The sequence below is a fragment of the Nonlabens sp. SY33080 genome, from assembly GCF_011784885.1.
Taxonomy (GTDB): Bacteria; Bacteroidota; Bacteroidia; order Flavobacteriales; family Flavobacteriaceae; genus Nonlabens; species Nonlabens tegetincola.
The window spans coordinates 131,765-146,329 of record NZ_CP050461.1 but is presented as its reverse complement, the minus strand read 5'-3'; the positions used below and the strand labels follow the sequence as shown (position 1 = coordinate 146,329).

Below are 14,565 nucleotides of genomic sequence, written 5' to 3'. Positions count from 1 at the left end.
ACAAAGTCATATATTGAATTTAATAAGTAAAGCCAATTAATAAAAAAACAGCTTTATGAAATATTCACAAAGCTGTTTTTAATGTTGTATAATAAGATGTTATTTTTTCTTCTTCTGTAACTCTTGTTGAGCTTGTGCTTGTTCCATCATCTGTTCCATTCTTTTAGCAAATCTACCCTTCTTTTTAGGTTTAGCTTTTGCTTTCTCAATTTTGGCAAGGACCTTATCCTTATCAATTATTACATTCTTTATAACCAACATCAGTCCTATTGTGATTAAGTTAGATACAAAATAGTAAAGCGATAGACCAGCTGCGTAATTATTAAAGAAAACTAACATGAATAATGGCGATAAATACATGATAAACTTCATGTTAGGCATTCCTGGTTGTTGTGCCTGCGCCATGTTTTGACCAGTGGTCATTTGCATATAGAAAAATATAGCAACAGACGCTAGAATTGGAAATAAACTTACATGATCTCCGTAAACCGGTATGTGGAAAGGAAGTTTAAAAATTTCGTCGTAACTCGACAAATCATCTGCCCATAAAAAGCTTTTCTGTCTTAATTCGATAGCTGTTGGGAAAAATTTGAACAAGGCAAAAAATACAGGCATCTGCAATAAGGCCGGTAAACATCCCGATAAAGGACTTGCTCCAGCCTCACGCTGAATACGCATAGTTTCTTGTTGCTTTTTAAGAGCGTCATCTTTATACTTTGCAGTTACTTTTTCAATCTCAGGACGTAATATTTTCATTTTTGCCTGAGTTAAATAACTTTTATATAAAACTGGCGATAATAATAACCTTACCCCAAATGTTAGAAGAATAATTCCTATTCCAACAGGAATTCCTAGATAATTAGGAGACGTAATAAAAGTAAATAGTGGTCTAATTACATATTTATTAATGACACCAAAAATTCCCCAACCTAAATCAACTACTTCTTCCAGATTGGCATCATAATTTTCAAGAATATCATAATCCGTAGGACCAAAATACCAGTCCATATTATACATTAACTCACCACCAGAATAATCTAATTGAAATTCTGAACTAAATTCCTTGGTAAATTTATTTTGTGTATCGTCTATAGATGCAATATTCTTAGTTCTTAAAACACCAGACGTAAATGGAGTGTCGGTTACAAGTATTGAACTGAAAAAGTGTTGCTTGTAAGCTGCCCAAGTAATAGCGTTTCCTTCCTCCTCGGCGGTTTCTCCTTGTCCTGTATAATCATCGCTACCACCATCATATTCAAATTTAATTTCAGTATATCTGTTCTCATTTTGAATACTCTTTGAACGTCTATACCCTTGCATATCCCATTTAAGTGAAACAGCATCACTTGTATTTGCAACCGAGTTTAAACCAGTACTTCTAATAGTAAAATCAACCATATAATTATCTGGTTTGATTTCATATCTAAATTCTATTTTGGCATTGTTACCTGGTGTAGCAACGAAGTTAAAAACCTTATTTTCACCGTTCATACTTTGTTGCGGAGTAAAAAGCATGTCTGCGGTATTTAACTTACGACCATCTTTGGTCATAAAGGTCAAATTCAATCGCATATCACCATCGTTTACTAAGTAAACTGGTAAAGAATCGTAAGTCTTAAACTTTAAAAGTTCGGCTTGGGTTAAATATGCTCCTTTTGTACTGAATTTGTAATCTACTAATTCGGTCTGGTAGGATAAAGTTTCCGCACTATTACTAGGATTAATTGAATCATTTACAACTGTCAAGCCATCAGGAACAAGTTGATCATTATTGGATATAGATTGTTCAGTTGTGGTATTTGGTTTTTGTTCTTGTACTTCTTCCTTATTCATAAAGAACATGTACATCAATATTGCAAAGATTAAGGACATACCTAATATTTGCTTCCAGTCTGTTTTATTTTCTTCCATTTCTAGATAGAGTTTGAAACTCTGTAAAGGGTTTGTGGTGATTCTGCTTTCGCGAAAGCGGAATCAGATTATTTATTTTTATTACTTTTAAATGTTGCCGCCGCAGCTACAAATGATTTGAACAATGGGTGTGGATTTGCTACTGTACTTTTATACTCAGGATGGTACTGTACTCCAATAAACCAAGGATGATCCTCTATTTCAACGATTTCAACCAAATCAGTTTTTGGATTGACTCCGGTAGTTTTTAATCCAGCTTGTTCAAGTTGATCTCTATATTCATTGTTATATTCATAACGATGACGATGACGCTCACTTATCAATTCATTTCCATAGATTTCTGACACTCTACCACCATTCAATTTACAATCCCAAGCACCTAGTCTCATGGTACCACCCATGTCTAGTATATTTTTTTGATCCTCCATAAGAGAAATTACAGGATGCGGCGTGTTGTCGTCCATTTCTATAGAGTTAGACTCTTTCAATCCTAAAACGTTACGTGAATATTCAATTACCGCCATTTGCATACCCAAACAGATACCAAAAAATGGTAATCCGTTTTCTCGAGCATACCTAACTGCTTCTATTTTACCTTCTATCCCTCGTTCACCAAACCCAGGTGCAACTAGAACGCCGTCTAAATGTGATAACTTTTTCTCAACATTTTCTACCTCTAAGTACTCACTGTGAATACTCTCAATCTTAACTTTTACCTCATTTTCTGCACCGGCATGAATGAATGCTTCTAAAATAGATTTATAGCTATCTTGTAACTCAACATATTTACCAATTAATCCAATCGTCACCTGACTTTTAGGATTTTTATGTTTGATAACAAACTCGTTCCAACTTTTAAGGTTTGGTTGGCTCTCAGTTTCTATGTGTAATTGTTTAATGACAACTCTATCCAATCCTTCTAATAGCATTTTATTAGGAACGTCATAAATAGTTTCTACGTCAATAGATTGTATTACTGCTTCTGGTTTAACGTTACAAAAACGTGCTAGCTTCGTTCTTATTTCATCAGAAAGTTCGTGTTCAGTTCTACAAACTAATATATCTGCTTGTACTCCACTTTCCATTAATGTTTTAACACTGTGCTGCGTAGGTTTTGTTTTTAACTCGCCTGCCGCACTTAAAAATGGTATAAGCGTTAAATGAATAACTAATGAATTGTTATCACCTAATTCCCATTGTAATTGACGTACGCTTTCGATGTAAGGTAATGACTCAATATCTCCAACTGTTCCACCTATCTCGGTAATTATAACATCATAATCACCTGATTTACCTAAAATCTGAATACGCTCCTTAATCTCATCAGTTATATGTGGAATCACTTGAACCGTTTTTCCTAGGAACTCTCCTCTACGTTCTTTTTGAATGACACTTTGATAAATACGTCCTGTAGTAACGTTATTTGCTTGAGAGGTATTAACATTTAAAAACCTTTCATAATGTCCTAGATCTAAATCAGTTTCGGCACCATCCTCTGTTACGTAACACTCACCATGTTCATAAGGATTCAGTGTTCCAGGATCTACGTTAATGTATGGATCAAGTTTTTGGATTGTAACTCTTAATCCTCTAGCCTGTAGCAGTTTTGCTAGTGAAGCTGCGATAATTCCTTTTCCTAATGATGAGGTTACTCCACCCGTTACAAAAATGTACTTAGCATGTGCCATAATATCTGTTTCCTTACTTTAAAAACAGGTGCAAAAGTAATTATTTAATATGGGATTGTAAGCATAATTGAAGTAGTTATTAAGCACTTCACCGATTAAGAAATTTAGTTGCTATTATTAAAGAATCCCTATTCCTTTTTTATGAGGAATAGGGATTTGAATTATAATTTTATTTTATATACTTACTCTACTATGAGTTTAGTAGAAATCGTATTACTATTTTGTTTTACTTCTACTATATACATACCGCTGGCAATTGTTTCCAAAGAAAACTGCTGCTCTACAAACGAGTTCTCAAAATTGCGAGTTATAATTTCTTTACCAGACAGGTCATATAAGGTTACAGAAGTAGGTTCGTCATTCCATTGATCTAATAAAAGATTGAATGAATTTGTAGCAGGATTTGGATATATAGAAACTTGCGGAGTCAATACAATATCCTGATTACTCAACGGAGTTACTGTTGTTTGACATACTTGAACAGCCCATTGATTCAATACACCAGCATCTCCATTAAAAAAATCTGCCATTACTATAGTCCAATTGCCATTAACATCACTGTTTGATAATGTTGACATAGGATCAACCGGACTAGAGTAAGTACCTGAAACAGGACTAACACATACAACATCAGGTGCACCATCTTGAAACAAAATATCAATATCGTCCTCACCAATACATGTTCTACCCCAAATCGTAGCAACATCACCGTTCGGATTGTTAACTTGTACTACTAAGTCCTGAACATAGTCATGTGTAATATCTAAATCTATTCTAATTTCTTGAGAAACATTGGAAACTGGAATATTAATTTGATTTGAAAGTACAGCTCCTTGAACATTGCTTCCTTGACCGTCAGGAATAGGTAAGTTGATATTTCCTGAAGAATAGGTATCACAAGTGGTTTGCACATTTGCGTTTATATTGAAATCTTCATCGTTTATATTAAAAAAGATGTTATTAGCTGCCTCTATCATTAACCTACAATTAGGCGCTACAATTCCGCCAGGAACTATCAAATCATAAGAACCATTATTAGGAACGTTTGATGCTAAAACAGTATCGAAGGTTTGACCACCATCAGTTGATAAAACAATATTAACAAACCCTTCATTAATACCGTTTGCATTAGTTCCTGCCACATCCCAAGTAATGGTTTCGGTACTTCCTGGCAACCATACTATACCCGTAGTATTTTGAGATGTAACTCTAAAGGGTCCTGCAGCGGTTATTGAAGTAGCTCTCATGGTATCAGAGTCCGTTTGTCCACCTCTTGCATCATTATCCCTTACGGTTACGGTAAAATTCATTCCCCTTGTTACAGAAGGAAGTACTTCCCACTCTGTAGATACTCCTCCATTTGCAACTATATCTTCAAGCTGTGGGATAAATCTTGTAGGACTAGTAGTTCCTTGAAAAGATCTAAATAGTGGTCCTGTAGTATTAGTTGGGCTAGGCAACCCTGCTGAGCCAAGATCAAATTGCTCCCAAGTATATGTCAACCCTGCAGTACCATCTGCATCCGTTGCGCTTGCAGTTAATTTGAAAGGAGTTTGACTAGGTATAAAATAATCTAAACCAGCATTTGCAGTTGGTTGAGAGTTTCCTGTAGGAGTTTGTTGTGCGCAGGTAAAATCGATTGTATTCCATATACTATTAATACTCGTTTGATGAAAATAAGCATCACTATTAGGTTGAACGTTTTGAGGTGGACAAATTCCTGCATATGCCATAATTGTTGAACCACTTCCTACTTCATAGGCAGATCCACCACTTCTATTACCACCCGAACAGCTTCCTGCTGTACCATTAAAACTATGTGGCGCACCAAATTGATGTCCTAATTCATGAGCTACAAAATCAATATCATATGGATCTCCAATTGGTTGTGCTCGTCCAGTTACTCCTTGTGCTTTTCTACCAGGTACGCAAACACTACCTAACGAAGCCAAACCACCACCACCAGTTGTGAAAACATGTCCAATATCGTAATTACCTGACCCTATAGTTGAGTCAATTAATTGCTGATTTTGAGGTAAAATTGCTCCAGCATTGTCGTTGCTTAAATTATCAGAATTGATAAAAATTAATAAATCATTGTTAGCCACTAAATTCATTGTAACTGATAAATCTTGTTCATAAACAAAATTGTTTCGCGCGAGTGTTACATTCATAGCTGCTAGAACAGCCGCTCTTCGTACTTGTTCAGTGTCTGTATTTGTAAAACCTGCTCGTTCCCAATGAAATCTAGAATATTCTATGGTAGCACTTATAGCAATTCTATAAGTACGCAACTGACCGTCATTTGCATTCTTAGAAATATCGTGGCTATGATCCTCACGTGATTGAACATTTGACGTATCTAGTGTACAATAACCGCCAGCATCAATAACTGGTAGATCCTGTTTTGAATAAGATATATAAACTGATCTATCCTTTGTAAAAGGATCAATAAATTCCAATCCAGATTCTGGGTTATAAATCATTCCGTGAAATCCTAATGGTGTGATTGTAAAACGAATTTGAGTACTGGAATTATCTGTTGAATAGCCTATATAAGAATTGATATCGCTATACTTATCCTGCAATGCTTTTTCCATAATAGGTGCTGCGTAAACCTCAAAATCCAAAACACCATGGCTTGTAGGCAAGGTGATAATGTCAGAGCTATGGGTGGTACTATCAAAACGATGAGGAGCATTAATAATCGATGCCTTAATTTGATTTACATCGATAGAATAAAGTTTGTACCTAAAAGGCTCTGATTTCCTTTCGAGTTTATCAGAATCCTTAATTTGAATTTTAGAAATTTGTTTAAAAAAATTATTTTGAGCAATCGAAATTGATGAAATCAATATTACTAAAACTAAAAATAAAGCATTAGAAGGGTATTTGTTTTGCATAATCTATATCTTATGCTGTAAAAATAACGTTTAATCATCACATTTATATAAACAAACTCATAATGAATAGTGGACAAAAATTTAAAATTTCTATAATGAAGATCTTTCTTTTAATTGTTCTAACTGTAACCTTGGGATGTAAAACTGAAAAGGATATGATAATGAAAAACAGTTCATCCAATTGCCCAGAAGGAGGCACATGTCAATCTGAGTTTTTTGAAAATACAATTTTCAAGATACAAGCAGATGAATATGGTGCCACCTACATTAAAAAGATGAACTCTGATCAAAGTTCTGTTCGTTATTCCTTCTTAAGAGATGAGATGAATAACATTGCAGATTCTTATTACAAGGAAGAACTTCACATTTTAATTCCTAACGAGAATGGTACCTACGAGTACAATCAGGAAAATATCAAGGATTTGTCTTTCGGTAGATTGTGTAATTGTAGAGGAGCGACTGGATACTATCCAGTTGAAAAAGCTAATATTAAGCTCAATAGAAACAATGAACAGATTACTTTAACAGGAACTTTCTCTTTAAGTGAAGTGCCTCACATTTTAAAATCAATTAATACCACTATCAAATTATAGATGAGTAGTTTTAAAAAGTTGCTCCTTGATTTTTATGTACCACCTAGCTTGTTCTACCTTGTCGATACCGTGATTAGTTTCCCTATCGTACTGCTTTTGTAGCTTTCGTCTTTCTGATTCAATTTTTTGGAAGATTTCATTCAAATCAGTTTTGTATGACTTTCTAGGTCGATATTTGCCTAAAGTTATTCTGAGTTTTCTAGCATAAATTTCAGAAATATCCCAATGCAATTGCTCGTGAGCAAGTAAATCTCTACTACTTTCTTGTATATTTTTTTTCCAACTGAGCTGAGGATAAAATTGACTTTCTACTTCATAGCTCAAATGAAAATCACCATTTAAAATCTTAACCTCATAACTATAGGCTATACCTGTGTTGACACTTGCAAAATGTCTCGCATTTTGTGGTGGAACACCTTTAAAATCTTCCCAGCTCAATACAGGATGATCCTCGTAAGTAAAATATTCTGAAGGATAAGAATTTAGAACTAAAAGAAAAACGAAACACCAAGCAAGTTTCATCATTCCCAGTTGAACTTAATTACCTTTTCAATGTCAGGATGCAAGCTATTTAGTACAGGACAAGTATTCCCTATCCTCTCAAGAATAATTTGAGTGCGCTTATCACAATTACCCTTCATTTCAAGTGAAACTTCTATTTTAGAAATTCTTCGAGGTTCACTTGCCATTGTTTTTAACACATGAGCACAACTACCAGAAATATCCTGATTAAGATCATTTGCCTTTATTCCCATTACAGTAAGCATACAACTTGCAAGAGCCGTTGCCACAGTGTCAGTTGGTGAAAAGGCTTCTCCTTTCCCATTGTTATCGGTAGGAGCATCTGTTACGAATGATTTATCACTTTTAATATGAACAGATTTACACCTTAAATCTCCTAAATACTCAACCCTTGATGTCATATCTCAACTATTCGATTTTTTAATTCTCTTTTGTTTGCTCAGACGAATCCACATCAATAACTTTTATAGATAAATCCTTTTGATATTGTAATAGAAAAACTGCTTCATTATAATATCCCGCAAGAAACTTCTTTCGATAATCAAATTTGTTTTCAACCATCGTTGTTGCTCCATGGCGCATGGCACTTTCAAATAAATCACTAGCGCTAGCTTGTCTTAATATCACATCCATAGTTACATCAAATCCTCTTGTTGCATACTCATTGGGTGAAATATTGTGTGCTCGATAGTACGCTTTCGCGAAAGCGGTATCACCACCAGAATCTCTATTCATTTTTGGGTAAATATAATTAAGCTGCGCAAGTCGAGTATTTGACAAATCCATATCCTCGTAATTATCCATTCCTATCATGGTGATTTTAAAGTCATCAGCCTTTGCGCTATAATTAGAAACAGCATCGGTGATAAATCCAACGTTATCAACTGCAAGAATTACTAAATTTTCTTTTTCCTTATCCAAGGCATCAAAATAGTGACGACTAAAAATGTAATTCTTTTTTTGATTAGGAATTAACAGTTTTGCTTCGGGAACAAGGTTTGCAAATAAATTTTTAAGCTCAGGCTTTGTATTGTCTGTAACTATGATAATATTTTTTCCTTCCTTAATACTAAGGATATATTTTTGCATTTTTTCAATAAAGAGCTCGTCAACAGGTCTTGATTGAAAAAGATTTTTATACAGTCTTACATCGGTTGTTGTGAGAGGACTCACCACAGGAATATCATCTCCTTTTACGTGTTTTGCCACTTCTACTACATTTTTACCCATCAATGGACCAATAATAGTATTGTAATTCGAAAAATCTGTTTGATTTAAAATGGATTTTGTTCTATCTAAACTTTTACGAGTGTCGTATAAATCAAAGTTGACGTCTATTCCCAATTTTTTGGCACTGTCTCTGGCTACCTGCATACCACTATAGAAATCTAGGGCAATCCTTAGAGTACGATCAGCTTGCAATCTATCATCCTGGGATTGTTCCTCAGTAATTTTATGCAATGATAATGGTAGCATTACTGCTATACGCTGTTGATCATAATTAACAATACTATCTCGTAAATTGCTATATAACCTATTTGTATTTTTACCATTACCACTTAAACCATTATCTAGGTTAACTCTGGCAGGTAATTTTAATTGCATTCCAACTTTGAGACCTTCTTTAACATCAGGATTTAAAGATATTATACTATCCTCGGAAATTCCTGCTAATCTAGTAAGCGAATACATTCCCATTTTTGCCGGCACAGTGTAGGTCACAAATTTACTTGCATCAGTTGACCCTTCATTTTCAACGGTATTCTTTTTGGGAACGTTGATTATCATTCCAGGTTGTAAGTTATCTAAACCATCATTAAGTTTTTCTAATTCCTTAACTTTTATACCATATCTAGTTGCTATACCGTATTTAGTATCCTTGGGCAAGACTTTATATTGTCCATCTATCAAAGTGATAGGTGAATTATCCTGTGTCATTTGTTGCTTTTGGTCTTCGGCAAAAACAGGAATTCTTATTTTATCACCTCGTTTTAAGGGTTTTGAGTATAATTCTTTGTTGGCCTCTTTTATATCTAGTTCATCAATCCCATACTTTTGAGCAAGTCTAAAAAGATTATCTTTTCGTTTAACTTTATGGGTGATATATTTTTCAATCCTACTATCTTGCTTGCCAGACTTTTCAGGTATCAATAGTACTGCACCCATTTTTAATCCTGATTTAAGGTCGGGATTAAGTTGAACTAGAGCATCTTCTGTAACGTCATATAACTGCGTTATACTATACAAGGTCTCACCCTGATCAACTGTATGCTTTTTATAGGTTTGTGCGCTTGCACAGCTCGCTTTCGCGAAAGCGAGACAAATAATTAATAAACTATATATAAAATGCTTCATATTATTCCCACTCTATTGTTGCTGGCGGTTTTGAACTAATGTCATACACTACTCTATTAACGCCCTTTACTTTATTTATTATCTCATTACTGGTAGCTTGTAAAAATTCATAAGGTAAATTCACCCAATCGGCGGTCATACCATCTGTACTTTCTACAGCTCTTAAAGCTACACATTTTTCATAAGTGCGTTCATCACCCATCACTCCTACAGAATTTACAGGAAGTAAGATTGCTCCTGCCTGCCATACTTTATCATAAAGATTCCATTTTTTAAGATTCTCAATAAAAACAGCATCTACCTCTTGCAGTATAGCGACTTTTTCTGGTGTGATATCACCTAGAATACGAATAGCTAATCCTGGACCTGGAAAAGGATGACGACCCAATAATTCTGGTGCCATTCCCATACTTGCTCCTACTCTACGAACTTCATCCTTAAACAATGCCTTAAGAGGTTCTACCACTTTTAATTTCATAAAATCTGGCAATCCTCCTACATTGTGATGAGATTTAATCGTGGCACTAGGTCCACCAGTAGCACTTACACTTTCTATCACATCAGGATAAATTGTTCCTTGTGCCAGGTAAGTAACGTCTTTGATAGAAGTAGCTTCATCATCAAATACTTCTATAAACACACGCCCTATTGCCTTACGTTTTTTCTCTGGATCGCTTTCACCAGCAAGTGCTTCCATAAATCGTGCCGAAGCATCCACTCCTTTAACATTAAGTCCCATTCCTTCATATTGATGAAGTACTTGACTAAATTCATTCTTACGAAGTAGGCCGTTGTTTACGAAAATACAATACAGGTTATTTCCGATCGCTTTGTGCAGTAACATGGCAGCCACACTGCTATCTACTCCACCAGACAATCCTAATACCACTTTATCATCACCTATTTTCTCTTTAAGATGGGCAACTGTTTCTTCAACAAAAGCATTAGGCGTCCAGTCTGGTTTTACTTCGGCTATGTCTATCAAAAAGTTTTGCAGTAGTAACTTACCATCTGTACTATGATAAACTTCTGGATGAAATTGAATAGCATAGGTTTTTTCTCCTTCTATTTTGTATGCGGCATTCTCTACATCATTTGTAGAAGCTAAAAGTGTTCCGCCTGTGGGAAGTTTTTTAATTGTATCACTGTGACTCATCCAGACCTGACTGCCTTTGTTTATTCCTTTGAAAAAAGGCTCATCTGGGTGAACGTAATTCAAATTAGCTCGTCCATATTCTCTTGTGCTACTAGCTCCTACTTCACCTCCATGGAAATGTGCAAGGTACTGTGCTCCATAACAAACACCCAAAAGTGGCTTTTTACCACGTATAGAATCTAGATCTATGTGAAATGCCTGATCAGACCTTACAGACATTGGACTACCAGAAAGTATTACGGCTTTAAATCCATCGATATCATCAGGCAAGTGATGATAGGGATGAATTTCAGAATAGATATTGAGTTCTCTAACACGGCGAGCAATAAGCTGAGTATACTGCGAGCCAAAATCGATTATAAGTACCTTGTCATGTTGCATGGGCAAATTTACCCTTTTGCTAGAAAAAAGCCATCAGGCTTTTAAATAATTGTCATCAGGTTTTGTTAACAACTATATCTTATCAATCAGGTAATTCAATCACCGTAAACCTTAAATCAAATGGATTTAAATTACTCTTCAGTTTTTCCAGCCATTGAGAACCGTATTTTTCATAAAAGGATGAAAAATTAAGAACTCTCTCTTGTAAATTACCATTAGGAAACAACTGTTCTTGCAGCTTTAATGCTCTTTCATTCACATCCTTTAATTTACGTTTTTGAGCTGTAAGGAGTCTCTTTTCTAAATTTTCAAGACCTTTTATCTGTTTACGCTCTTGTGCTGCCACTGCTCCATAAAATGAGTGATCTGTTTTTGTCGCTATTTCATACAAATCCTTAAATTGCTTTTTAAGATGACTTTTCTGATTAGAAAAATCTATTTCAATTTCACTATGCAAATTGGTAACCTTTTCTTTGAGCTCGTCCGGATGTAAAAACAATTCTTGAACAGACAATTTGAGGGCTGTTAATTTTCTAAGCTGCTTTTCAGTCGCAATCAACACACTGTTTCTAAGAAGTAATATTGGAAACGTCACGTTATAACTATCGAACATTTGCTTTAATTGCAACCAGTAGGCCATTTCACCACCACCACCTATATAACACAAATTAGGTAATATAACTTCTTGATAAAGAGGTCTCAATATAACATTAGGTGAAAATCTTTCTGGGTGTTTATTTAGGTCTTCCAAAATTTCCTTCTTGTCAAATTTTAAATCTGTACCGTCAATCGAATAGGTGTTATTTTCATGAGAAATTATTCTAGACCTTAAATTATCCTTTAGATAAAACAAATTGTTCTCTCTAGGGTTTACTTGAACCTTATATTTTTCAGGCCAACTAGCAAGAGTATTGTTCACCTGATTATAAGATTTTTGATCTGTAAATTCCTGTTTAAAAAAAGGAAACATTGTTCTTTTTAGCGTTGTATCGTCAGCGTCTAGAATAAGTAACCCATCATCTTTAAAAAATTGATGAACTAGTACCCTAGTGGCTTCAGATAACGAACTGGTTTTTAAATAGGCTTTTTCAAATGTTTGTAATAATTCCTGAGCGTAATCACTTTTACCCAAAGACAATTCAAGAACTTTATAAACTTTATTTAATTCACGGTTTTCAAATCTACCTACTGCGCCTGTTTGATCTGTTTCATAAACAATTTTTTTTCCTGCATAGTTAAAGTATTGGATTTCTTCAAAGTCATGATCCTCACTAGCCATCCAGTATACAGGTACAAAATTATACTTGGGGTAAGTTAACCTTAGTATATTGGTTAGGTTTATGGTGTCTATAATTTTATAGAAAAAATATAAAGGACCCGTAAAAAGATTTAATTGATGTCCAGTAGTTATTGTGAATGTGTTTTCTTTTTCGAGTAAATCAATATTATATAGAACTTTATCAACATCTTCCAAACCATTGTATTGATTTCTTAGGACTTTTACCAAATTTTGTCGCTCTAGTGATTTTGAAGACCATTCTATGGACTTTTCTTCTATTTGATTTTCAAAATTTTTAATATTTGGAAATCTATGGTATAAAGATTTAACATCAGGTTTTTCATCTAAATAATCCTTCATTAAATTAGAAAAATATCTTAGATCTTGATATGAAATATGACAGTCGTCCATTAATCTTACTATAGTTCTTTAAATTGCAGAACAAATTGGAATTGATACGCTTTCGCGAAAGCGTAATATTATTTATTCTTTGTTTTAGGTTCGTAGATTGGTAAAAGCTTATTTGTTACTTCGCCAAAACCTATTCTAAAAGGACCATTATTACAATAACCACGCAATGTAACCGTATCGTTGTCTTGAATAAACTTACGTTCTGTACCATCGTTAAGTTTAACCGGTTTCTCACCTCGCCAGCTCAATTCCAACATACTACCATAACTATCTGGCGTAGGTCCAGAAATAGTTCCACTACCCATTAGATCACCGCTATTCACACTACAACCATTAATGGTATGGTGTGCTAGTTGTTGTGAAATATTCCAATACATGTACTTAAAATTGGATTTACAAACTGTTGTTGGTTTTCCATCTTCTGGGGTTATATCCACTTCTAGATGAATATCAAAACTTTTTTTCCCTTTACTATTAAGGTAATCTAACACAGGTTTCTCCCTTTTAGGACTTTCTACCCTATAAGGTTCCAAAGCATCTAAGGTAACAATCCATGGAGAAATACTACTAGCAAAATTTTTAGCAAGAAATGGACCTAAGGGAACATATTCCCATTTCTGGATATCTCTTGCGCTCCAGTCATTAAATAAAACCATACCAAAAATGTAATCCTCTGCTTCATTTACTGGAATGGGATGTCCTAGATTATTGGCATCAGTAGTTATAAATGCCATTTCTAATTCAAAATCTACTAATTTAGAAGGACCAAATACAGGTGCATCAGAACCTGCTGGCATAGTTTGTCCTTGTGGTCTATGAATATTGATACCAGATGGGATAATTGTACTACTGCGCCCATGATATGCTACTGGCATATGTAACCAATTAGGTAAAAGAGCATTTTCAGGATCTCTAAACATGGTTCCAACATTGGTTGCATGTTCTTTACTACTATAAAAATCAGTATAATCACCTATTGAAACTGGCAATTGCATTTCAACTTCGTCCATAGCGAAGATTACTCTATCTCTATGTTCTTTATTGTCCCTTAATTCTGGATTGTTTTTATCAAAAATATCGCCAATTCTATTACGAACTAGTCTCCATGTTTTTTTACCATCCGAAATAAAATCGTTAAGAGTATCCTGCATGAACATGTCATCAGTCAACGGGATCATTGAGAAGTAATTCATTTCTTGCAAGGCACCTAGATCTATGGCATAATCTCCAATCCTTGTACCTATTGTAATTACATTATCTCTAGTCAAAAAAACTCCAAATGGAATATTTTGTATAGGAAAATGAGTATCTTGATTATAGCCGATCCATGATTTTCTATTCGGGTCGTTAGTTTTATTTGGCATAC

The 14,565-nt window shown here is 34.5% G+C and carries 10 protein-coding genes; 1 reads left to right on the top strand and 9 read right to left on the bottom strand.

Translation table 11 applies throughout. The features are described from left to right. Positions 1 to 99: 99 nt before the first annotated feature. The 3 genes from yidC to HCN53_RS00670 form a co-directional block, all read right to left on the bottom strand. Positions 100 to 1,911: a membrane protein insertase YidC gene (yidC, locus tag HCN53_RS00680; RefSeq protein WP_167341667.1), complete on the bottom strand. Its 1,812-nt coding sequence runs from the start codon at positions 1,909 to 1,911 to the stop codon at positions 100 to 102. Positions 1,912 to 1,979: 68 nt separating this feature from the next. Then, positions 1,980 to 3,599, bottom strand: coding sequence for a CTP synthase (locus HCN53_RS00675; RefSeq protein WP_105018594.1), 1,620 nt, complete (start codon positions 3,597 to 3,599; stop codon positions 1,980 to 1,982). 182 nt (positions 3,600 to 3,781) lie between these two features. Further along, entirely contained in the window at positions 3,782 to 6,502 is a 2,721-nt protein-coding gene (locus HCN53_RS00670) for a reprolysin-like metallopeptidase (protein WP_167341666.1), read from the bottom strand. A gap of 95 nt (positions 6,503 to 6,597) precedes the next feature. Between HCN53_RS00670 and HCN53_RS00665 the strand changes: the two genes are divergently transcribed. Further along, positions 6,598 to 7,095, top strand: a complete 498-nt coding sequence (locus tag HCN53_RS00665; protein WP_146104989.1) for a hypothetical protein — start codon at positions 6,598 to 6,600, stop codon at positions 7,093 to 7,095. On the opposite strand, the gene HCN53_RS00660 is transcribed toward HCN53_RS00665, so the two are convergent. From HCN53_RS00660 to fahA, 6 genes are all read right to left on the bottom strand, one after another. After that, complete coding sequence (locus HCN53_RS00660; protein ID WP_167341665.1) at positions 7,090 to 7,617, bottom strand: DUF922 domain-containing protein; 528 nt, start codon at positions 7,615 to 7,617, stop codon at positions 7,090 to 7,092. The genes HCN53_RS00665 and HCN53_RS00660 overlap by 6 nt on opposite strands. Continuing rightward, positions 7,617 to 8,018: an OsmC family protein gene (locus HCN53_RS00655; RefSeq protein ID WP_167341664.1), complete on the bottom strand. Its 402-nt coding sequence runs from the start codon at positions 8,016 to 8,018 to the stop codon at positions 7,617 to 7,619. The genes HCN53_RS00660 and HCN53_RS00655 overlap by 1 nt, the downstream gene beginning before the upstream one ends. A gap of 19 nt (positions 8,019 to 8,037) precedes the next feature. Next, the gene (locus HCN53_RS00650; protein WP_167341663.1) at positions 8,038 to 9,972 is read right to left on the bottom strand and encodes a LysM peptidoglycan-binding domain-containing protein; all 1,935 of its coding nucleotides are present in this window, start codon (positions 9,970 to 9,972) and stop codon (positions 8,038 to 8,040) included. A gap of 1 nt (position 9,973) precedes the next feature. Then, a complete protein-coding gene (gene guaA, locus HCN53_RS00645; protein ID WP_105018589.1) occupies positions 9,974 to 11,509 on the bottom strand; it encodes a glutamine-hydrolyzing GMP synthase in 1,536 nt (511 codons plus the stop codon). A gap of 82 nt (positions 11,510 to 11,591) precedes the next feature. Next, positions 11,592 to 13,148, bottom strand: a complete 1,557-nt coding sequence (gene bshC / locus HCN53_RS00640) for a bacillithiol biosynthesis cysteine-adding enzyme BshC (protein WP_240919369.1) — start codon at positions 13,146 to 13,148, stop codon at positions 11,592 to 11,594. A gap of 119 nt (positions 13,149 to 13,267) precedes the next feature. Beyond that, positions 13,268 to 14,563, bottom strand: a complete 1,296-nt coding sequence (gene fahA / locus HCN53_RS00635) for a fumarylacetoacetase (RefSeq protein WP_105018587.1) — start codon at positions 14,561 to 14,563, stop codon at positions 13,268 to 13,270. Positions 14,564 to 14,565: the final 2 nt, after the last annotated feature.